Consider the following 22024-nt stretch of genomic DNA (forward strand, 5'->3'; position numbering starts at 1 on the left):
GGAAGACGCCACCATGCAAGCACAAGACAAGCTACCGCTGCTATCCGTGCGCGACCTCACCATCGCGCTGCCCACGGGCGGCGACCGTGCGCACGCGGTGAAGGATGTCAGCTATGACCTGCACGCCGGCGAGATCCTCTGCATCGTCGGAGAATCCGGCTCGGGCAAGTCGATGAGCGCCAACGCCATCATGGGCCTGCTGCCGCCGTACCTGAAGCCGCAGGGCGGCCAGATCCTGTTCCAGGGCAAGGACTTGCTCACCCAGGATGAGCAGACCTTGCTGTCCATGCGCGGCAGGGCCATGGCCATGGTGTTCCAGGAGCCGCTGTCGGCGCTCAACCCCGTGATGACGGTGGGCGACCAGATTGCCGAGGTCATGCGCGTGCACGACGCCTACCCCGGCGAGGCGCGGACAAAGCGCGTGCTGGACCTGCTGGCGTTCGTCGGCCTGCCCGATCCGGCCACGCTGATCCACAGCTATCCGTTCCGCCTGTCCGGCGGGCAGCGCCAGCGCGTGGTGATCGCTATGGCGCTCGCGCTGGAGCCGGCGCTGCTGATCGCCGACGAGCCGACCACTGCCCTGGACGTGACCACGCAGGCCCAGATCCTGGCGCTGATCAAGCGCATCCAGGCCGACAAGGGCATGGGCGTGATGTTCGTCACGCACGATTTCGGCGTGGTGGCGGAAATCGCCGACCGCGTCGCGGTGATGGAGAAAGGCGTGCTGGTGGAGGTAGGCCCGGTGCAGCAGGTGCTCAACCATCCGCAGCATCCCTATACGCGGCGGCTGATCGGCGCCGTGCCGCACGGGCGCGCCAAGGCGCGCGACCAGCAGACGGCCGAGACGGTATTGGAAGTGCGCGACTTGCGCAAGACGTATTCCTCGGGCGGTGGCCTGTTCAGCAAGAAGCGCGTGGTCAACGCCGTGGACGGCGTGAGCTTCAGCGTGCGGCGCGGGCAGACGCTCGGCATCGTTGGCGAATCCGGCTCGGGCAAGTCCACCATCGGCAAATGCCTGCTCAAGCTGACCGACATCGATGGCGGCGAGCTGCTGTTCGACGGCCAGGACATCGCCCGGCTCACGGAGCGCCAGTTCCGCCCGCTGCGCAGCGATGTGCAGATGATCTTCCAGGATCCGTTCGCCTCGCTCAACCCGCGCCATACGGTGGGCCGCATCATCACCGATGGGCCTGTCGCCAATGGCGTGCCGCTGGCGCAGGCCCAGGCGCGCGCGCGCGAGCTGCTGCAGCTGGTGGGCCTGGAGCCTTCCGCGTTCGACCGCTATCCCAACCAGTTCTCCGGCGGGCAGCGCCAGCGCATTGGCATTGCGCGCGCGCTGGCGCTGGATCCCAAGCTGCTGGTGGCCGATGAATCCGTCTCCGCGCTGGATGTCTCGGTGCAGGCCCAGGTTTTGCAACTGCTGGGCGACCTGCAGAAGCGGCTGAACATCGGCCTGATCTTTATCACCCACGACCTGCGCGTGGCCGCGCAGATCTGCCACCACGTGATCGTGATGCACAAAGGCCGCGTGGTGGAGTACGGCCCGCCAGACCAGATCTTCGACGCGCCGCAGCATGCCTACACGCAGCGGCTGATTGCCGCGATTCCCGGCAAGGAGTGGGACCCGGCCCTGATCCGCGCCGCGGCCTGATCCCACTGATCCCGACAGAACAACCCCGACAGAACAACCCCGACAGCACAACCGATATCAAAGATGGAGCAACAGATGAAGAATGCCGAACTGGTTCGCCGCAAGGATGCCGCCACGCCCCGTGGCGTTGGCGTGATGTGTAACTTCTACGCCGAGCGTGCCGAGAATTCGGAGATCTGGGATGTGGAAGGCAAGCGCTATATCGACTTCGCTGCCGGCATCGCCGTGCTCAACACCGGCCACCGCCACCCGCGCCTGGTCGAAGCCATACAACGCCAGCTTGAGCGCTTCACGCACACCGCCTACCAGATCGTGCCGTATGCCAGCTATATCGAACTGGCTGAGCGGATCAACCAGCGCGCGCCAGGCCGCAGCGCCAAGAAGACGGCGTTCTTCACCACCGGCGCCGAGGCGGTGGAAAACGCCATCAAGATCGCCCGCGCTGCGACCGGCCGCCCGGGCGTGATCGCCTTCTCCGGCGGCTTCCACGGCCGCACCATGATGGGCATGGCGCTGACCGGCAAGGTGGTGCCGTACAAGGTGGGCTTTGGCCCGTTCCCCGGCGAGGTCTTCCACGCGCCGTACCCGTGCGCGCTGCATGGCGTGTCGGTGGAGGACGCGCTCAAGGCGATGGAGCACCTGTTCAAGGCCGACGTGGATCCCAAGCGCGTGGCCGCCATCATCTTCGAGCCGGTGCAGGGCGAGGGTGGCTTCAACGTGGCGCCGCCGGCTTTCGTGAAGGCGCTGCGCGCGATCTGCGACGAGCACGGCATCCTGCTGGTCGCCGATGAAGTGCAGACCGGCTTCGGCCGTACCGGCAAGCTCTTTGCCATGGAGCACTACGACGTGGCGCCTGATCTCACCACCATGGCCAAGAGCCTGGCCGGCGGCATGCCGCTGTCGGCGGTGTGTGGCCGCGCGGAGGTGATGGACGCCCCCGCGCCCGGCGGCCTGGGCGGCACCTATGCCGGCAACCCGCTGGCCGTGGCCTCGGCGCTGGCGGTGCTGGACGTGCTGGAAGGCGAGCAGTTGATCCCGCGTGGCGCGGCACTTGGCCAGCGCCTGGTCGAGCGGCTGGAAACGCTCAAAGCGCGCGTGCCGCAGATTGCCGAGATCCGCGGCCTGGGCGCGATGGTGGCGGTGGAATTCCGCCGCGCCGACGGCGCGCCGGATGCGGAGTTCACGCGCGAGGTGCAGAGCCGCGCGCTGGAGCAAGGCCTGCTGCTGCTGTCCTGCGGCGTGTACGGCAACGTGATCCGCTTCCTGTTCCCGCTGACGATTTCCGACGCGGTGATGGACGAAGGGCTGGATATCCTGGCCGACGTGCTCACGCGCTGAGCCTCGAAGCCATCCGCGAAGCCATCCACGAAGCCATTCACGAACAGACAGAGAGAACCAGAACGATCATGCAACTCAAAGACCCCACCCTGCTGCGCTCGCAAGCGTTTATTGGCGGCCAGTGGCAGAACGCCGACAGCGGCGCCACCTTCCCCGTGACCAACCCCGCCGACGGTTCGCTGATCGGCGCCGTGCCGCTGATGGGCGCGGCGGAAACCACCCGCGCCATCGAGGCGGCCCGCGTGGCGCAGGCCGCATGGCGCCGCAAGACGGCCCGCGAGCGTGCCCAGGTGCTGCGCGCCTGGTACGACCTGATGCTGGCCAATGCCGACGACCTCGCCGTGCTGATGACCACCGAGCAAGGCAAGCCGCTGGCCGAGGCGCGCGGAGAAGCCCTCTACGCCGCCTCTTTCCTGGAATGGTTCGCGGAGGAAGCCAAGCGCGTCCACGGCGACGTGCTGGCCACGCCCGCGTCCGACAAGCGCCTGCTGGTGGTCAAGGAACCGGTCGGCGTGTGCGCGGCCATCACGCCTTGGAACTTCCCGCTGGCCATGATCACCCGCAAGGCCGGCCCGGCGCTGGCGGCGGGTTGCGCCATGGTGCTCAAGCCGGCGGAAGACACACCGCTGTCGGCACTCGCGCTGGCGCTGCTGGCCGAACGCGCGGGCCTGCCCGCCGGCCTGCTGAGCGTGGTGACGGGCGACGCCGCCAGCTCGATCGAGATCGGCGGCGAGCTGACCGGCAGCCCAGTGGTGCGCAAGCTCAGCTTCACCGGCTCCACGGAAGTCGGCCGCATCCTGATGCGCCAGTCAGCGCCCACCATCAAGAAGCTGTCGCTGGAACTCGGCGGCAACGCACCCTTCATCGTGTTCGACGACGCGGACCTGGACGCCGCCGTGGAAGGCGCCATGGCGTCCAAGTACCGCAACGCCGGCCAGACCTGCGTCTGCGCCAACCGCCTCTACGTGCATGACAAGGTGTACGACGCCTTTGCCGAAAAGCTGGTTGCCGCAGTGCAGAAGCTCAAGGTCGGCCACGGCCTGGAGCCGGGCGTGCAGCAAGGTCCGCTGATCAATGAAGACGCGGTCGCCAAGGTGGAGCAGCACATTGCCGATGCACTGGGCAAAGGCGCGCGCGTGCTCACGGGCGGCAAGCGCCACAGCCTGGGCGGCACGTTCTTCGAGCCCACCGTGCTGGCCGGCGTCACACCGGACATGGTGGTGGCGAAGCAGGAAACCTTCGGACCGCTCGCGCCGCTGTTCCGCTTCACCAGCGACGAGGAAGTGGTCAACATGGCCAACGATACGGAGTTCGGCCTGGCCTCGTACTTCTTCAGCCGGGACATCGGCCGCATCTGGCGTGTGGCCGAGGCGCTGGAGTACGGCATGGTGGGCATCAACACCGGCCTGATCTCCAACGAGGTGGCGCCTTTCGGTGGCGTCAAGCAATCCGGCCTGGGCCGCGAGGGCTCCTCGTACGGCATCGAGGAATACCTGGAGGTCAAGTACCTCTGCATGGGCGGCGTGGACCGCTAAGCCCTCGGCACAACGCAACGCGTCTTCAGGAGAAACCACCATGAGCAGACCCCAGGCCGTACCCACCGTGCAGGTGGACAATGATCGCGTGGTCGTTACCGAGTGGCGCTTTGCGCCGGGCGCGCAGACCGGGCATCACCGCCACGGCTACGACTACGTGGTGGTGCCGATGACCACCGGCGCGCTGCGGCTGGAGACGCCGGATGGCGAAGTCGTCAGCCAGCTCGTGGCGGGCCACGCCTACTACCGTGGCGCGGGCGTCGAGCACAACGTGATCAACGCGCACGAAGGCGAATGCGTGTTCGTGGAAATCGAGATCAAGCCGGTTGCACCGCCTCCCGCAGCCGGGAAACCGTGAGTCTCACCAAAAAAACAATCATGCGCGCCTTCTTCTCGGATGACCAACTGCTGCACCAGCCCCGCCAGTTCATGCGTGCGGGCCGCCTGTGCGAACCCACCGACGTGCCCGCCCGGGCCCACGCGCTGCAACGCGCGCTGGCCGGGCGCGGCATCACGCTGGCTGAGCCGGCCGATTTTGGCCGCGCGCCGCTGGAGGCCGTGCACAGCCCGGCGTATCTCGATTTTCTTGGCTATGCGTACGAGCGCTGGATGGCGCTGGCGCGGCCCGGGTTCGAGCCGGGCATCGAAGTGCTGCCCAATCTTTCGCCCTACTACAACGGCCGCGTGGACCAGCCGCGCCGCGCGCCGTGCCCGACGGATTCCATCATTGCCCAGGCCGGCTATTACCTAGGCGACCTGAGCGCGCCGCTCGGGCCGCAGAGCTGGCGCTCCATCCTGCGCTCCGCGCACAGCGCCGTGGCCGCCGCCGAGTACGTGTGCGAGCAGCAGGACCGGCAAGGCATCGCCTATTCGCTGTCGCGCCCGTCCGGCCACCATGCGCACAGCGACCGCGCGGTGGGCTTTTGCTACGTCAACAACTCAGCCATCGCCGCCGAGACCTTGCTCAAGCGCTTCGACAAGGTGGCGGTGCTCGACGTGGACGCGCACCACGGCGATGGCACGCAGCAGATCTTCTACCAGCGCTGCGACGTGATGACGATCTCCCTGCACGCCGATCCAAGCGCGTACTACCCCTTCTATACCGGCTACGCTAACGAGCGCGGTTACGGCGCGGGCTACGGCTACAACCTGAACTTCCCGCTGCCGCATGGCACCGAGGACGCCGGCTTTCTCGGCGCGCTCGACAACGCGCTCGATGCCCTGCGCGACTACCGTCCACAGGCACTGGTGCTGGCACTGGGCTTCGATACCTACATCCACGATCCCATCAGCGTGCTGCGCGTGGGGCTGGATGCCTATCGCGGCATCGGCGAGCGCATCAATGCGCTGGGCGTGCCAACGGTGGTGGTGCAGGAAGGCGGCTACGAGGTCGAGGCCATCGGTCCGGCGCTCGATTCCTTCTTGTCGGGCCTCGTGCCTGCCACGGCCTGAGCCACGTGCCGCAACCCTCGCGCTACCCGATTCCGCCTGAACAAAGAGAGCCGACATGACGACACTGAAGATCGATGGCGACCGCCTCTGGCAGTCCTTGATGGCATTGGCGCGCATCGGCGCCACGCCGCGCGGTGGCAATGCGCGCCTGGCGCTCACCGCGCTCGACGGCCAGGGGCGCGACCTGGTCACGGGCTGGATGCGCGATGCCGGCCTTGCCGTCACGGTTGACAAGGTCGGCAATATCTTCGGCCGTCGTCCCGGGCGCAACGACAGCCTGCCGCCGGTGATGACCGGCAGCCATATCGATACGCAGCCCACGGGCGGCAAGTTCGACGGCTGCTTTGGTGTGCTGGCCGGGCTGGAAGTCATGCGTACCCTGAATGACCAGGGCGTGCGGACCGAGGCGCCGCTGGAGCTGGCAATCTGGACCAACGAGGAAGGCACGCGCTTCGTGCCGGTGATGATGGGCTCGGGCGTGTTCGCCGGCATCTTCCCGCTGCAGACCGCGCTGAATGCGACAGACAACGATGGCAAGCGCGTGGACGATGAACTGCGTGCCATCGGCTACGCCGGCAGCGCGGAAGTGGGCGGCCGCGAGATCGGCGCGTATTTCGAGGCGCATATCGAGCAGGGCCCGGTGCTGGAAGATGCCGACAACGTGATCGGCGTGGTGACCGGCTCGCTAGGCCTGCGCTGGTACGACGTGACCGTGACCGGCATGGAAGCCCACGCCGGCCCCACGCCGATGCCACTGCGCCGGGATGCGCTGTACGGCGCGTCCTTCATCCTGCAGGAGGTGGTGCGCATCGCGCACGATTTCGCGCCGCACGGGCGTGGCACGGTGGGGGTGCTCGATGTTCATCCGGCCTCGCGCAATGTGATTCCCGGCACGGTGAAGTTCACGGTGGACCTGCGCCACCAGGACGCCGGCAAGCTGGCCGAGATGGACGCCCGCCTGCGCGCGGCCTGCGACGCGCTCGCGCAAGGCAAGACCACGGGCAACCCGCTCGGCGTGCAGATCGAAGACGTGCAGTATTTCCCCCCCACGCCGTTCGCGCCGGAACTGGTGGGCCACGTGCGCCAGCAGGCGCAGGCGCTGGGCTACACGCACCAGGACATCGTCACCGGCGCCGGACATGACGCGGTGTACATCGCCACGGTGGCCCCCACCGCCATGATCTTTGTCCCTTGCAAGGACGGCATCAGCCACAACGAAGTGGAAGACGCCAAGCCCGAGCACCTGGAAGCCGGCGCCAATGTGCTGCTGGGCGCGATGGTGGCACAGGCTGGTGGCGTGAGCGGCTGATCCGCGCCGTTCCCGGAGCCGTCACGGATCGGTCCAGACCGGTGCGCCGCACAAGCAGGATGCACCGCGGCGCGAAGCGCCGCTAACCATCGCGGTGCGCTAGCCAACCCAACACCACGGTAACGGCGGGGGTGGCCCCGCCGCGTCCGCGCGCACCGGCATTCCGGCCCAAACCGGATGGCACAGCACTTGCAATTCAAGCGCATCGCCCGTCGCTGCCACCACGACGGTTCACGTCTTCACTTCCGCAAAGCAAGGAATCCCATGTCCATCCGTTTGCTTCAACACCGTACCGGCGCGATCGCGCTGGCGGCCATGCTGGCCACCGGCCTGGTTGCCACTTCGCCTGCATCAGCGCAAGCCACGCACGACTGGCCCACCCAACCCGTGCGCATCGTCGTGCCGTTCCAGGCAGGCTCCGCTACCGATCTCATCACGCGCCAGCTCGGCATCGGCCTGGGCCGAGAGTACGGCCAGACCTTCGTCGTGGAAAACCGGCCTGGCGCCGCGGCCATGATCGGCAGCGAGGCAGCCGCGCGCGCGCCTGGAGACGGCTACACCTTGCTGATGTCGGGGCCCGCCTCCATGGTGACCAACCGCTTCCTCTACAAGAAGCTCAGCTACGATCCAGACGCCTTCGAGAAGGTCGCGGTGGTGGCCATCACGCCGAACATCCTGCTGGCCAGCCCTGGCCTGCCCTTCAAGACGCTGCCGGAAATGATCGCTTACGCCAAGGCCAATCCGGGCAAGCTGACCTATGCGTCGTTTGGCGCGGGCACCACCTCGCATATGGCAGGCGAGATGCTCAAGGCGCTGGCCGGCATCGATATCGTCCACGTGCCGTACAAAGGCGCGGGCGAGGCGATTCCCGCTTTGCTTTCCGGGCAGGTGTCGATGTACTTCGACACCATCATGACGGGGTTGCCGTATGTGAAGGCGGGCAAGCTGCGCGCGCTGGGTGTTTCCAATGCCAGGCGCTCGCCGATGGCGCCGGATATTCCCACCATTGCCGAGCAGGGCTATCCGGGCTTCGATATCGCGCCCTGGTACGGCGTTGTCGCGCCGAAAGGCACGCCCGCCGAGGTGGTTGCCAAGTTGAATGTCTCGATCAACAAGCTGCTCAAGGACCCGGGTTTTCGCGAGAGGCTCGCTGCAACCGGCGCGGAGCCGCGCGGCGGTTCGGTGGCGGACTTCAACGCCATGGTAGGCGCGGAAATCCCGCGCACGGAGAAGCTGGTCAAGCAGTCGGGGATCAGCTTGCAGTAGAGGTTCTGGCGCGAGGCAAAAACACGGACTTCGCTTCAAATGTGGCCCCTAGCTAAGCCACCCCTCTCCCCGGCCCTCTCCCCATGAGGGGAGAGGGGGAGACCGCCGTCGTCATGGCGCGCGGCCTTGGCCCGTTCGGCGGCTTTGGCCCGCTACATCATGTGGCGTGAGAAGCGCCCGTGCTCGGCACCGACCATCAGGTCGGCGAACTGTTCGCTGCTCATGTGCACGAGTTGCTGGTGATCGCCGGCTTCGAAGAACACTTCGGGCTGGGCCAGCAGGGCGTCGTCGAGGTAGGTGTGCATGCCGTAGGCCATGGCTACCGGCGGGATGGCGCCCAGGTCGCAATCCTTGAAGACTTCGCGGATCTCCTCTTCGTGGGCCAGTACCAGCGTGCGCCCGGATTGCGCGCAGATGGCTGCCAGGTTCAGGTGATGGCTGGACGGGATCACCGCGGCTACGTAGCCGATATCATCCTCCAGCAACAGGGTCTTGGCCAGGCGATCTCCGGGAACGTGCGCTGCCTGAGCAGTGGCCATGCTGCTGAGGGTGTAGGGATGGCGGATGGTGTCGAAACGGCTGTTCCTGCTGTTGAGGCAATTTGCCAGGGTGGTAGCCAAGGCCATGATGCGTCTCCTTCGCTGTACGTTGCGCTCAGGGCCGCGACGGACCCTAGCGCTTCCTACTATAGACGGTGCCTTTGGCGCCGGGGTGCCACGCGCAGCGCGTCATGCCTCGTCGTGCGCATCCATGGCGGGCAAGCGGCGCGGTTGAGGCCACAGGGCCTGCAGTTCGGTCTTGAGGAAGTTCAGCAGGTAGCGCGTGGCCATGGTCTGGTAGCGGTTGGGCATGGTCAGCATGTAGAGGCGGCTGCCGAACACGCTGATGTGGTAATCCGCCAGCACGGGCAGCAGGGTGCCCGCGTCGAGTTCCGCACCGATGGCGTAGATCGGGAAGATGCCCAGGCCCAGGTCGCCCAGCACGCCGTCCTTCAGGAAGGCGAAATTCTCCGAGCTCAGCGTGGGTTCCAGCGCCACTTGCTCGCGCACGGCGTCGCTGCCGGTGCCGCGCGTGCCGAAGGCCTTGAGCTTCTGGCCGATGGGCGAGGCGCAGACGATGGCGTGGTCCTTGAGATCGGCCAGGTCGCGTAGAGGCGGCTGCGTGGCCAGGTAGCCGGGAGAGCCGCACACCACCCACTCGACCACGCCGATCTCGGTCGCCACCACCGAGTCCGGCGGCGTGGAGATGATGCGCAGCGCCACCTCCACGTCTTCGGACACCAGGTTGTGGATGCGGTTGTCGAACACCACATCGAGGGTGATGTCGGGGTAACGGTGCTTGAACTTCACCAGCAGCGGCGAGAGCATCGAGTGCCCCAGCCCGGTAGGCACCGACAAGCGCACATGGCCATGCAGGCTCTTGCCCATGCTGTTGATCAGCGCGTTGGCCGCCGCCACTTCACCGAGGATGTTGCGCCCGTGCTCGTACAGGCCGGCGCCCACGGGCGTGGGCTCGACGTGCCGGGTGGTCCGGCGCAGCAGCTGCACGCCCAGAGCTTCTTCCAGCGCCTTGAGGTGGTAGCTCACGTTGGCGCGGGTCATCTTGAGCTTGCGCGCGGCAGCCGAGAGGTTGCCGGCGTCGACGATGTCCACGAAAAGGCGTAAGGCGTTCAGGTCCATTTGGTGGCTTGCTCTTGTTCGGGTGAAAGCGTGCTGGCGTTGACGGGCATGGCAAACAGTTTATCAAGCCGCCGCGCGTCCAATCCGCAAAGGATAGCGCCGAGGCATGCCCTTTAGGTTTCCCTGTATCTCCCTAGCCGAGGCGATGATTTTCGTAAGAAGCGGTTTCTTCCAGTGCGGGGCAAGCGAATTGCCACTACAGCTCATCCTGCAGCGGCAATAGCCGCAACAGGCTTTGGCCGACATGCTGGAGTGCGCTCATGCCGGGCTCACTGTCGTAGGTCCGCAGCAGCCCGTCTTCTCGCGTGACCCACACCAGTTCCGGCTCTGCGCCGGCCGGACCAGGCTCCAGCATGACCTTGTAGGCAACATCGAGCAGCTTGTCGTCCAGCCCCGTGCCAAGCTGGGCACACAGCGCCGCGCTGTCGAGCACCACGCCCATCTCGGTATTCAAGCGGGCAGAGCGCGGGTCCAGGTTCAGCGAGCCGACAAACAGCAAGTGGCCGTCCACCATATAGCTCTTGGCGTGCAAGCTTGCGCGGCTCTTGCTGATGAGGCGGCGATGGCCTTCGCGTGCCAGCTCCGCATAGGCGGATGGCTTGAGCTCATACAGCTCGATGCCTGCCGCCAGCAAGGCGCGGCGCGTGGGCGCATAGCCGGCGTGCACGGCGCTCACATCGGTGGCCGCAAACGAGTTGGTCAGGATCCGCACGCGCACCCCGCGCCGGGCCATGCCGGCCAGCCACTCGACCGAATTGCGGTCGGGCACGAAATACGGCGAGACCAGCGCCAGGTCCCGTTGCGCGCTGTCGAGCAGGTGCGCCAGCTTGGGAATGGCGTGGCTGGCGTTGTCTTGCGGCGGCAGCGTGACCTTGATGGCCTCATCGGCAAGCACGGTGCTCCGCCCCCAGTACGCAGGCAGCTTGCCGCCTTCCAATGCCTGCGCCATGCCTGACGCCAGCAGTTCCTTTGCATACTCGCCGCCTCGGGCCTGGACCGCTTGTTCGTCCAGGTATTGGCGCAGGGCCTGGACCTCTGCCTGCGCATCGGCAGGCTCGGCTATCAAGCTGGCGACGGGGTAGCTCGCCGGGCCATTCCAGTAATCATCGAATACGGCCGAAACCTGGCGCACCACCGGGCCGCCGGCAAGCACATCGAGATCGCTGAAATCCGTTGCCTTATCGGCGGAGAAGTATCCGTCGCCGATATTGCGTCCGCCCACCACCGTGAGCTGGTTATCGGCGGTCATCGATTTATTGTGCATGCGCCGGTCCAGGCGCCGGGAATCGGTGGCGAACTCCAGCCAGCGCGCGTTGCGGCTGGCAAACGGATTGAACAGGCGCACCTCGATGTTGGGATGGGCGTCGATGGCCGCCAGCGCGCGATCCTGGCCGCTCAGGTGCAGGTCGTCGAGCAGCAGGCGCACCCGCACGCCGCGATCGGCCGCCGCAATCACGGCCGCCAACAAGGTCTTGCCGGTGAGGTCAGGGTCGAAGATGTAGTACTGCAGGTCCAGGCTACGCTCGGCCCCGCGTGCCAGCGCCAGGCGCGCCACGAAAGCGTCCGGGCCGGATGGGAGCGGGTAGAACACGGATTCGCCGGGGTGTTGCGCCTGGCCCGGCGCCAACGCGCGTCCCAGGCGCGTGTCGGCGGTGTTGGCAAGGGCTTGGGATGGTGCGCGTCCGCCCGGATCGGGCAAGCTGGCGCAGGCCGCGAGCCAGGCCGCGGCCACGGCCACACCCACCAGCGCACCGCGGCGGCGGAACTCGCGCGGCGCTATCGGCGTCTCAGGGATTTGCTCCGGGCTATGCGACATGGCGTTTCCCCCAATATTGGCGTCGCCGGCTCTCTTCGGAATGGCGTGATTTGCACGGTATCACCGGCCCGGTCGGTAAGGAAAGGAGAAATCCGCGCGGACTTTTCCGTGCAATGCGGTCTGGCGCGGTCCGGCGCCGATTGGAATGACAGTGAACAAAGGATTCCGCAAGCGCGAATGCAGCGTATCAAACGCCGTGCGGGAGCCAGACCGCGGGGGCTTGCATCGCGCCAGCGGATTGCCATTTCCTGTTTTTTGAATGATGCATGGGGCTTGAATGCCAGGCATCCAAGTCAGGATCAAGTCCAGGCGTGGATGCACGCGAGCTTGCGCTAAAAGTGGATATTGCTTAGCTTCAGGCCCATGCGTTTAGCCGGTTTGGGGGCAATTACGGCAAAGCCGGGCGCGCTCCGACAGGCTTTTTTATCACATTGTCTGCACATTTTTCGTGGCAGAACGGGAATGGCGGCTTCCATGCCTGCGGGGCAATGTCCTTTCAGAAACCTTTCTGGATGCTGTCATATTGTGTCATCGCGCTGTCGGGTGAATGCACCGTCGGGGCGCATGCCAATGCGGGGATCCAATGGGGGGATCCAATGGGGGGATCCAATGGTGCCGATGGCATGGCAGAGAAATCCCGCATATAGGGTATTACCTGAACCCGCATTGCGATCCGGAATGCGCAGGCTTCGCACGTGCGATCCGGCGTCCAATCGCACCCGCATTCGGCGTGTCCACGGCGTTTTCTATTCTTGTGCAAATTTGGTCGGTTGTATCAACTTCTTACGCGATTGGATTTTCTTTAATCAAACGTGGTAGGCTATGCCAGCAAATTTTCCCCTATCATTGAATTAACACCGCTCCAGGAGAATCAAAATGGCAACTTACAAGCAGCTGATTGCAGAGAAGGAAGCGCTCGAAGCAAAGCTGGCCGAGATGCGTGCCAGCGAAGTGGCGGGCGTTATTGCGCAGATCCAGGGCCTGATGGCGGAATATGAGCTGACGGCCGACGACATCGCCCCGAAGCGCCGCCGGGGCCGCCCGGCTGCCAACGCGAATGGCGCCGCCGCCAAGCCCAAGTCCACCCTGCCCGCGAAGTATCGCGATCCCAAGACTGGCGCTACCTGGACCGGCCGTGGCCGCGCACCGGGTTGGCTGGGTAAGAACCGCGCCCGCTTCCTGATCGCCGAAGCCTGATCGCATTGCTGTCTCAGTGACACAGTGACGCAGTGGCGCCGGCCCCGCCGGCGCTAGCTTCCCCTTTATGGGCGCTGCGGCAAGCCATTGGCGCGAGTCTTGCGCAAGGCCAATGGCGCTCCTCATCAAATTCCCCCTGCCAGACCCCAGACCCGATATGAAAAAAGCGCTGCTTCCCGCGTTGCTGCTTTGCGCGTCTTTTGCCGCGCTGGCGGATGAAAAATTGTTGTCAAAGCAATACGGGGCCTGCATGGATCGTCCGGATGTCACTACCGCCGGCATGCACGACTGCATCGCGGCGGAGACGGCGCGGCAGGATAAATCGCTGAATGCCGCCTATAAAAGCCTTCAACAGGCATTGCCTCCCGCCAGGAAAGCACAATTGCTCGACGCCCAGCGCGCTTGGCTGAAGTTCCGGGACGCCAATTGCAGCTTCCAGGCCGATCCCGATGGCGGCACGATCGCCGGTGTCAACGCGTCTGCCTGTTTTATGCAGATGACGGCGGACCGGGCGCGGGAACTGAGCGATTTCGCCGCCGAAGCGGCAGGGCGCTAACCGGCAGGACGCCAGCGGCACAAAAAATATGCTTCTTTGTGCCCTTCTCTTGATTGTCAAAAGGGATTATCCATTCTGTTCAAGACCTGTGGGATTGTCAAAATCGGGTGACGGCGTACCATGTTGGGCACATCGTTGCTTGCTTTGACCGGAGATCCCCATGAGCCTGGATGCAGAATCCTTTTCGCTGCTGCGCGCGTCGGTGCAGCGTTTCATCGACGAACGCCTGAAGCCGGCGGAAGACACGCTCGAGGAAACCGACGATGTGCCCGCGGACATCGTTGCCGACATGAAGGAGATGGGCCTGTTCGGGATCTCCATCCCTGAGAACTACGGTGGCATCGGCCTGTCGATGTCGCAGGAATGCGACGTGGTGTACGACCTTGGCCATACAGCCTTTGCCTTCCGCTCGGTCTTCGGCACCAATGTCGGCATCGGCTCGCAGGGCATCCTGATGGACGGCACCGAGGCGCAGAAGCAGGAATACCTGCCCAAGATCGCCAGCGGCGAGCTGGTGATCTCGTTCGCGCTGACCGAGCCCAATGCCGGCTCCGACGCGGCTTCGCTGCAGACCAAGGCCGAGCTCGACGGCGACCACTACATCATCAACGGCACCAAGCGCTTCATCACCAACGCACCGCGCGCGGGCGCATTTACCCTGATGGCGCGCACCGGCGGTGCCGGCGCTTCGGGCATCTCCTCGTTCATCGTGCCGGCCAACACCCCGGGCATTTCGCTTGGCAAGCCGGACAAGAAGATGGGCCAGCGCGGCACCAAGACCTGCGACGTGGTGCTGGAAAACGTGCGCGTGCCGGCGGCCAACATCATCGGCGGCGTGCCCGGCGTCGGCTTCAAGACGGCCATGAAGGTGCTCGACCGCGGCCGCCTGCATATCTCGGCGCTGGCCTGCGGCATGGCGCACCGCCTGATTACCGATGCCGTGGCCTATGCCAAGGAGCGCAAGCAGTTCGGCCAGCCGATCGGCGATTTCCAGCTGATCCAGGCCATGCTGGCCGATAGCCAGGCCGAGCTGTACGCCGGCTTGTCGATGGTGCGCGATTGCGCCCAGCGCTACGACGCCAAGACCCCGGGCAAGAGCGATCCGGAAGTCAGCATGCTGGCCTCCTGCACCAAGATGTTCTGCACCGAGATGGTGGGCCGCGTGGCCGACCGCGCCGTGCAGATCCATGGCGGCGCCGGTTATATCGCCGAGTACAAGGCAGAGCGTTTCTATCGCGACGTGCGCCTGCTGCGCCTGTATGAAGGCACCACGCAGATCCAGCAACTGATCATCGCCAAGCAGCTGCTGCGCGACTGATCGGAGGGCGCGGATGCCTGCCGGCACGACCGGCGGGCTCCGCGAGCGGGCCCGTGCCGCACCGGTGCCACTTGTGGGCGGCGTGCATCGGCCCGGCCAATGGATACGCGCAACGCAATGTCCTGTTGTCTCAACGGAGGCTGCCCCGATGGCTATTGCCGCTCTCAAGGTTCCCGCCAGCTACGCCGGTTTTCCGTCCATGCGTGCCCCTTGCCGGCTCGATGCGCCGCCCTCGCAAGCGGCGCCCGGCAACGACCACGCGGGCCCGGATAGCACTGCACCCTGCTACCCGATCATCGCGGCGCTGATGGCCCGCGCCGCGCGGCCCGCCTACACGCCGCTGGACTGCATCCGCCTGGCGCTCGATGCCGCCGGCGCGCTGGGCCGCGACGATCCGGTTTCCTCGGTCCAGCCAACCCGCCTGCAAAGCTTCGACGGCGCGCTGTATCGCACGGGCACGGGCGCCTGGACCATTCTCTACAGCGATAGCCTGGCAGCGCCGGATGTGCGCTTCATGATTGCGTACCTGCTAGGCCGCCAGCTTCTGGGTGGCAGCGAGCTGGACTACGTGGAATGCACCAACGCCGAGCTGATGGCCATGCCGGACGATGACTCGGCCAGCGGGCTCGCCTATGCCTTTGCCAGCCGGCTGCTGATGCCGCTCAATGCCTGCCGCCAGGCCTTGCCCGGTGCGGTGGACCTCGACGTGCTGGACGCGCTGGCCGAGCGCCTGTGCCTGCCGGTGCATCACGTGGCGCGGCGCTGGCTGTCCTATACCTCGCACAAGGCCGTGCTGACGCTCAAGCGCGATGGCGCTGCGCTGGGCATGTGGGCGAGCGAGACGGCCTTCGGTCTGCGGGCCGATGACCTCGGTGGCGGCATGGGCGTGCGCACGGCGTCGCAGGCATTGTTGCTTGGCGATGGCGTGGGCATCGAGCTGGCCGTGGGCCCCAGGCACGTGGCAAGCCGGGCAGGCGCGCGCCAGCGCGCTGCCTTCCCCATCTGACGCGCTGGCGCGTCAGTGCTCGTGGTGCAGGTACCTGGCCTGTCGCGGCAGCCGGAAGCTGACCAGGAACACGATCACCATCATCGCCGTCACATACCAGTAGAAGCTGGATTCGTGGCCTAGCGATTTCAGGTCCAGCGCGACGTACTCGGCCGAGCCGCCGAAGATCGCGTTGGCCACGGCATAGGCCAGTCCCACCCCCAGCGCCCGGATCTCGGTCGGGAACATCTCGGCCTTCACGATGCCGCTGATGGAGGTGTAGAGGCTCACGATGGCCAGCGCCAGGGAGATCAGCACGAAGGCGACAAAGGGGCTTTTCACGCTCCCGAGCGCCGTCAGGATCGGAACCGTCCCCAGCGTGCCGAGCGCGCCGAACAGCAGCATATTGGTGCGCCGCCCGATGCGGTCCGACAGCGCGCCAAAGAACGGCTGCATGCACATGTAGAAGAACAGGCAGCCGGTCATCACGTAGCTGGCCGTCTTGATCGACATGCCCGCGGAGTTGACCAGGTACTTCTGCATATATGTGGTGAAGGTATAAAAGATCAGCGAGCCGCCCGCGGTATAGCCAAGCACGGTGAAGAAGGCCGCCTTGTGATGGCGGAACAGCGCCGTCAGCGTGCCGGCCTCCTTGCTCGCCCGGGTGGCGGCGGAGGTCGTTTCATGCAAGGTGCGGCGCAGGAACAGCGCCACCACCGCCGTGATGGCGCCGATCACGAACGGGATGCGCCAGCCCCATGCCTTGAGCTCAGCCTCGTCGAGGAACTGCTGCAGCACCACCACCACCAGCACCGCCAGCAACTGCCCGCCGATCAGCGTGACATACTGGAACGACGAAAAAAATCCCCGCTGGCCCTTGAGCGCCACCTCGCTCATATAGGTGGCGGTGGTGCCGTATTCGCCGCCGACGGACAGGCCCTGCAGCAACCGCGCGACCAGCAGCAGCGCCGGCGCCCAGGCGCCAATGCTGTTGTAGGTAGGCAGGCTGGCGATCAGCAGCGAGCCGCAGCACATCATCGTCACCGAGATCAGCAGCGAGTTCTTGCGGCCATGCCGGTCGGCAATCCGCCCGAACAGCCACCCGCCAATCGGCCGCATCAGGAAGCCCGCGGCAAATACGCCGGCGGTGTTCAGCAATTGCGCCGTGGGATCGGATTTAGGGAAGAAAGACCCCGCGAAGTAAATGGCACAGAACGCGTAGACGTAAAAGTCGAACCACTCGACCAGATTGCCGGAAGACGCGGCCACGATCGCGTAGACGCGCTTGCGCTTTTCCTCGGCGCTCGGCGGCGCATCGAGCAGGGGGGCGGACAGGTCTGTCATGGTTTGTCTCTTCCGTTCGGCATGTCGCCCACGCTAACAAGCCGTGGTGCGAGATCGGCACGCAGAATTCCAGTGTAGTGCCATTGCGCCGCGATGGCGGCGCAGGGTGACCTGTCTTGCACTACTTGGGGGGCGGAAGGCAATGGCTGGCGCCGTGGGTCGCGGCAGCGGGGCGAGGCGATGGGCCCGGTCCGCTGCGCTTGACGTGAATAACGCCCATTACTGTGTCTTGCCGGGTCTTGCCAGGCCTTGTTGGGACTTGTTGGGACTTGCTGCGTTTTGTCTGCGTTACTGCGCTTCTTGCGGCCAGACTGCGTCCACATCCCTTAGCAGATGGCCTGCCAGGATGTAGTCGCCCAGTCGGGTCGCCTTGGCTTCGAGATCGAGCAGTTCATGGTCGGCAAGCGTGCCGAGATCGAACTGGCAATACAGATTGCGCTGCCTGAAGGTGGTCTTGGTCTTAGACAGCCCTTCGATCAGGGCTTCGCGCGAATGGACAGCAATGCTCTCCTGTCCGCGGTATTGCACTTTGATGCCGCGTTTCTCTCCGAGCCGGCCAAGTTCGACGGCGTCCTGCCATCCGGTTTCATAGTCCAGCTCAAGCGCCAGCACATCTTTCGATGCGAGAAGCCGAAGCGCTTCTGCTTTGCTGCTAGCTCGCACTATTGACATCCACACCTCTTATATCGTCTTATACTGTACGAATATACAGTCAACGCGTCATGGCGGCAAGGGGTTGCCCCCAAGCCGTTTGGACTACTGCGCCAGCGGTGTCCCGCACCGCCCTGCGTTGCCACTATTTTCCTCCAGTATTGCCTTTTAGGGGACGGCCACGGCTTCGTTTGCCGGCTCATTCGCCTTCCGTGCCTTTATTGCCTCTATTGCCTCTATTGCCTCTATTGTCTTTATCGTCGCCCCGGCATCTTGCACTGCCGTGACAGAAAAATCTCCCGCATACACATGCACCACCCGCGCCGGGTCCAGGTGCTTGCGGATGGCCGCGTTGACCTGTTCGACGGTCGCCGTGGCGATACCTTGCTCGTATTCCGTGACAAAGCGCATCGTGCGCCCCAGAAATAGCTGGCTGGCGAGCGTGCCGGCCAACGCGGAATCACTGGTGCGGGCCAGCGTGCCTTGCTGCAGCAGGCCACTCCTGGCTTGTGCCAGCTCCTGCGGCGTGATGCCGGCGGCTGCCAGCCGCGACAGTTCCTCTTCCACGCCACGCTTGAGCTTGTCCAGGTTCTGCGGCGCATAGAGCGCTTGCATGCCGAAGCGCCCGTTGGTGTCGAGCGCACCCACCTGCACGAAACTGCCGACACTGTAACTGATGCCGTCGTGTTGGCGCAGGCGATCCGCCAGCCGGCTCTTGAGCGCGCTCCCGCCGAACACACGATTGGCGATCACCAGGGCCGGGTATTCCGGTGCATCGCTGGTCAGCGCGACCGGCAGCGCGGCCAGGTAGATGGCATTGGCCTTGTCCGGCGTCTCGCGGGTGAGGTGCGCCGGTGCCAGCGGCACGAAGGGGCGTTCGATGCGCGCATAGGGCGCCTGGGCCTGCCAGTCGCCGAACAGCGTGGCCAGTTGCGCCTGCGCCGCCTCGCGGTCGAAGTCGCCGACCAGCGCCACCTGGCCGTGGCTCGCGCCGTAGAAGCGCGTGTGGAAGGCGCGCAGGTCGGCCAGTTGCACTTGCCGCAGCGCCGCGATGTCCTCCTGCGGGGTGCCGACATAGCGCGGATCCCCCAATGGGTAGGGATTGCCGTGACGGCCAAGCACGTTCGACGCGATCGCCTCTGGCTGGCCCAGGCCGCTCTCGATGCCGGCGATGGCGTTGGCGCGCAGGGTCTCGAACTCCGCGGCGGGCAGGCTCGGCTCGCGCAGGACGTCGCGCAGCAGCGCGAGCGTGTCGGCCAGCGTTTCGCGGCGCGCCTCAAAACGCACAGTGACCGCCTCGGCATCGCCCTGGACCGACACCACCGCCTTGAGCGCGGACAGGCGGTCGGCAATCTGCTGCCGCTCCAGGCGGGCGGTGCCGCGCATCAGCATGGCCGCCGTGAGGCTGCCGACCGCGTCCTGGCCTTGCAGGCTGGTGACGTCGCCCATGCGCAGGACCAGCGTGCCGCTAACCGTCTGGCCGCGGCTGGGCTTGGGCAGCAGCGCGAACTGCATGCCGTTGGCCAGCTTGCCGCGCAGCGTGTGCGCCTCGATATTGTCCGGGCTGGGATCAAAGGCGGCCACCGCGGCCTTGGGCGGCTTGCTCTGGTAGGCCGCCACCAGCGCGGCGACGTCCGGCGCGGCGGGCATGGTGGCCCGGGCCAGCGTCTCGGCCGGCGCATCGCCCGGCATGTCGATGGGGATAAAGCGGCCGAGCGTGCGGTTGCTGGCGCGCAGATAGTTCTGCGCGACCCGCTGCAAGTCCGCCAGCGTGACGCGCTCGGCCTGCTGGCGTGCCACCAGCAGCAGGCGCCAGTCACCCTTGGCGATGGCCTCGGACAAGGCGACGGCGTAGCCGGAAGGATTCTCCAGCAGGCGCTCGTAGCTGTTGAGCAGACGGGTGCGGGCGCGGTCCAGCTCCACCTGCGTCACCGGCCGGGCGGCAAAGCCCTCCACCTGCGCCACCAGCACCTGGCGCGCGGCTTCGAGATCCTGCGTCTTGCTCAGCCCGGCGGCGAACAGCACCGAGCCGGGATCCTTCATGCCCGATACCGAGCCAGACTGCCAGCTGGCCTTGCCGCTCTCGACCAGCGCCTTGTACAGGCGGCCGCCCGAGCCATCGGTCAGGATATCGGCGAGCAGCTGCAGGGCCACCGTATCCGGATGCGCGCCCGGCGCGATGTGATATTGGACCGCAACCAGTTGCGAGTCGCCCACGCGGCGCAGCGTGACCTCGCGCGCGCCCTCCTGCGGCGGCTCCACGGTGTACTGGACCGGCAGCGCGCGCGTGGGCCGGGGGATCGCGCCGAAGTACTTGCCGATGCGCGCGAGCGTGGCGGCCACATCGAACTTGCCCGCCACCACCAGCACCGCGTTGTCAGGCTGGTAATAGCGGTGGTAGAAGTCCTGCAGGTTGCCGATGGCGACGTGCTCCACGTCGCTGCGCGCACCGATCGGCGCCTTGCCGTAGTTGTGCCAGCGGTAGGCGGCCGAGCGCATCTGCTGCATCAGCATGCCACCGGGATTGTTTTCGGCGCGCTCCATCTCGTTGCGCACCACCGTCATCTCGCTGTCGAGCGCCTCGCGCGCGATAAAGCTGTTGACCATGCGGTCCGCTTCCATCTTCAGCGCCCAGTCGAGGTTTTCCTCGCTGGCGGTGAAGCTCTCGTAGTAGTTGGTGCGGTCGAACGCGGTGGTGCCGTTGAACTGCATGCCACGGCGCGTGAGCTCCTGCGCAATGGTGTTGCCCGGCAGCGCCGGCGTGCCCTTGAACAGCAGGTGTTCGAGCAAGTGCGCCATGCCAGTCTCGCCATAGTTCTCATGGCGGCTGCCGACCAGGTAGGTCATGTTGACCGTGGTGACGGGCTGCGCCGCATCGGGCGCAAGCAGCACGCGCAGGCCGTTGGGCAGCCGGTACTCGGTAATGCCTTCCACGCTGACGACTTCCACCGGCGCCGCGCCCGGCAGCTTCGCAGCAGCAGGCGCCGGCGCCTGGGCCACGCCCGGCGCGGCGTTTGCGGATACGCTGAAAGCCAGGGCTAGCAGCAAGGAAAGGCGCTTGATGATAAGACGCATGCGGAATTCGAAGTCTGGATTGGCTCCCTTGTCGCGGAGATCTGTGCGATTCCACGGGGCGCGGCAAGGCAGCGGTAAGGCTGGCCCGATGGCCGATTCTAGCTGTTGCCGCGCCCGCAGCGGCATGTTGCTGCGTTTTTCAAGCGGTGTGCAGTGAATTTGGGAGTGATCCGCACCCCTCAAGCTGTGGCAGCGCGCTGGCATCATCCATTGTCACTCTCGCCTTTCGGCTCATCCATCGCGGCGGCCAGTTCGCTCAACACCAGCGTCTCATGCGCAAGCACGGCCACCAACGAAAGCAGATGGGCCTGGGTTTCTTCACCAAGGTTGCAGAAGGTGCCGCCCGCCGCGTTCTCGACGGCGACAGACAACAACGCATTGAGCTGCGCGGTCTTCTCGGCAGCAAGGCTTAGCGGGCTTTCGGATGGGGCATGCGCGGTCAGGAAGGTATCGCGGCCCGTGCGTTGGGCGGTGATGTTGTAGCGCGGGTAGTTATACATCGAGCGCCCTCTGGTGGGAGGCGCGCAGGCGCTGGTGGATGACGGGGAGCTTGGGGGATGCGATTTGCCCGGAATGGGCGAGCGAAGACTGGGGCATGGAGGTGCCTCCTTCTTAAGCGATTTCGACCCCGCTCCCCGCTGCTAATCGGGGTGGGCGGGCGCATGGCGAGGTTAGCAGACCGGTAAGAAGGAACCAGCGAGCCCGAAGGCTCCCCCGCCAAGGCCCGCCCATAGGGACGTGCGAAGGCGCGACGGACAAAAACCGCCTGGCGGCGGTTGTCCGCCTTCCTAAACGGGCTGCTAAACCCGGCCGCTGCGGTTGCAGCGACGAGCGAAGTATAGCGTCGCGCCA

Annotated in this window: 18 protein-coding genes; 11 read left to right on the top strand and 7 right to left on the bottom strand. The window is 65.8% G+C overall.

The annotated features are described in order from the left end of the window. The first annotated feature begins 13 nt into the window (after positions 1-13). The 7 genes from F7R26_RS21525 (at position 14) to F7R26_RS21555 (ending at position 8551) form a co-directional block, all read left to right on the top strand. Positions 14-1651, top strand: a complete 1638-nt coding sequence (locus tag F7R26_RS21525) for an ABC transporter ATP-binding protein (RefSeq protein WP_150986492.1) — start codon at positions 14-16, stop codon at positions 1649-1651. Positions 1652-1726: 75 nt separating this feature from the next. Then, entirely contained in the window at positions 1727-2989 is a 1263-nt protein-coding gene (locus F7R26_RS21530) for a 4-aminobutyrate--2-oxoglutarate transaminase (protein ID WP_150986493.1), read from the top strand. A 68-nt stretch (positions 2990-3057) separates the two neighbouring features. Further along, the gene (locus tag F7R26_RS21535) at positions 3058-4524 is read left to right on the top strand and encodes an NAD-dependent succinate-semialdehyde dehydrogenase (RefSeq protein ID WP_150986494.1); all 1467 of its coding nucleotides are present in this window, start codon (positions 3058-3060) and stop codon (positions 4522-4524) included. 40 nt (positions 4525-4564) lie between these two features. Next, positions 4565-4882 (top strand): cupin domain-containing protein, encoded by a 318-nt coding sequence (locus F7R26_RS21540; RefSeq protein ID WP_150986495.1) that lies wholly within the window; start codon positions 4565-4567, stop codon positions 4880-4882. 20 nt (positions 4883-4902) lie between these two features. Beyond that, entirely contained in the window at positions 4903-5976 is a 1074-nt protein-coding gene (locus F7R26_RS21545) for a histone deacetylase family protein (RefSeq protein WP_150986496.1), read from the top strand. A 55-nt stretch (positions 5977-6031) separates the two neighbouring features. Further along, positions 6032-7285, top strand: coding sequence for a Zn-dependent hydrolase (locus F7R26_RS21550; RefSeq protein WP_150986497.1), 1254 nt, complete (start codon positions 6032-6034; stop codon positions 7283-7285). A 264-nt stretch (positions 7286-7549) separates the two neighbouring features. Continuing rightward, entirely contained in the window at positions 7550-8551 is a 1002-nt protein-coding gene (locus F7R26_RS21555; protein WP_150986498.1) for a Bug family tripartite tricarboxylate transporter substrate binding protein, read from the top strand. 152 nt (positions 8552-8703) lie between these two features. Here F7R26_RS21555 and F7R26_RS21560 read toward each other — a convergent pair whose 3' ends face one another. From F7R26_RS21560 to F7R26_RS21570, 3 genes are all read right to left on the bottom strand, one after another. Next, positions 8704-9177 (bottom strand): aminoacyl-tRNA deacylase, encoded by a 474-nt coding sequence (locus F7R26_RS21560; protein ID WP_150986499.1) that lies wholly within the window; start codon positions 9175-9177, stop codon positions 8704-8706. Between the two features lie 102 nt (positions 9178-9279). Further along, positions 9280-10230, bottom strand: coding sequence for a LysR family transcriptional regulator (locus tag F7R26_RS21565; RefSeq protein WP_150986500.1), 951 nt, complete (start codon positions 10228-10230; stop codon positions 9280-9282). A gap of 196 nt (positions 10231-10426) precedes the next feature. Then, complete coding sequence (locus F7R26_RS21570) at positions 10427-12046, bottom strand: phospholipase D family protein (RefSeq protein WP_241754670.1); 1620 nt, start codon at positions 12044-12046, stop codon at positions 10427-10429. An 876-nt stretch (positions 12047-12922) separates the two neighbouring features. Here F7R26_RS21570 and F7R26_RS21575 point away from each other — a divergent pair. From F7R26_RS21575 to F7R26_RS21590, 4 genes are all read left to right on the top strand, one after another. Beyond that, positions 12923-13243: an H-NS histone family protein gene (locus F7R26_RS21575; RefSeq protein ID WP_150986501.1), complete on the top strand. Its 321-nt coding sequence runs from the start codon at positions 12923-12925 to the stop codon at positions 13241-13243. 112 nt (positions 13244-13355) lie between these two features. Then, positions 13356-13799, top strand: a complete 444-nt coding sequence (locus F7R26_RS21580; RefSeq protein ID WP_241754671.1) for a lysozyme inhibitor LprI family protein — start codon at positions 13356-13358, stop codon at positions 13797-13799. A gap of 160 nt (positions 13800-13959) precedes the next feature. Further along, positions 13960-15117: an acyl-CoA dehydrogenase family protein gene (locus tag F7R26_RS21585; protein ID WP_150986502.1), complete on the top strand. Its 1158-nt coding sequence runs from the start codon at positions 13960-13962 to the stop codon at positions 15115-15117. 148 nt (positions 15118-15265) lie between these two features. Continuing rightward, positions 15266-16123 carry a M78 family metallopeptidase domain-containing protein gene (locus F7R26_RS21590; protein ID WP_150986503.1) on the top strand — a complete coding sequence of 286 codons (858 nt, stop codon included), beginning with the start codon at positions 15266-15268 and terminating at the stop codon, positions 16121-16123. A 12-nt stretch (positions 16124-16135) separates the two neighbouring features. Here F7R26_RS21590 and F7R26_RS21595 read toward each other — a convergent pair whose 3' ends face one another. From F7R26_RS21595 to F7R26_RS21610, 4 genes are all read right to left on the bottom strand, one after another. Then, entirely contained in the window at positions 16136-17446 is a 1311-nt protein-coding gene (locus tag F7R26_RS21595) for an MFS family transporter (RefSeq protein WP_150986504.1), read from the bottom strand. Positions 17447-17734: 288 nt separating this feature from the next. Beyond that, positions 17735-18118 (bottom strand): PHA-granule associated protein 4, encoded by a 384-nt coding sequence (locus tag F7R26_RS21600; protein ID WP_150986505.1) that lies wholly within the window; start codon positions 18116-18118, stop codon positions 17735-17737. A gap of 147 nt (positions 18119-18265) precedes the next feature. Beyond that, positions 18266-21172, bottom strand: a complete 2907-nt coding sequence (locus tag F7R26_RS21605; protein ID WP_241754672.1) for a M16 family metallopeptidase — start codon at positions 21170-21172, stop codon at positions 18266-18268. A gap of 203 nt (positions 21173-21375) precedes the next feature. After that, the gene (locus F7R26_RS21610) at positions 21376-21672 is read right to left on the bottom strand and encodes a hypothetical protein (RefSeq protein ID WP_150986506.1); all 297 of its coding nucleotides are present in this window, start codon (positions 21670-21672) and stop codon (positions 21376-21378) included. Positions 21673-22024 lie beyond the last annotated feature (352 nt).

It is taken from the genome of Cupriavidus basilensis, from assembly GCF_008801925.2.
In the GTDB taxonomy this organism is placed as follows: Bacteria; Pseudomonadota; Gammaproteobacteria; order Burkholderiales; family Burkholderiaceae; genus Cupriavidus; species Cupriavidus basilensis.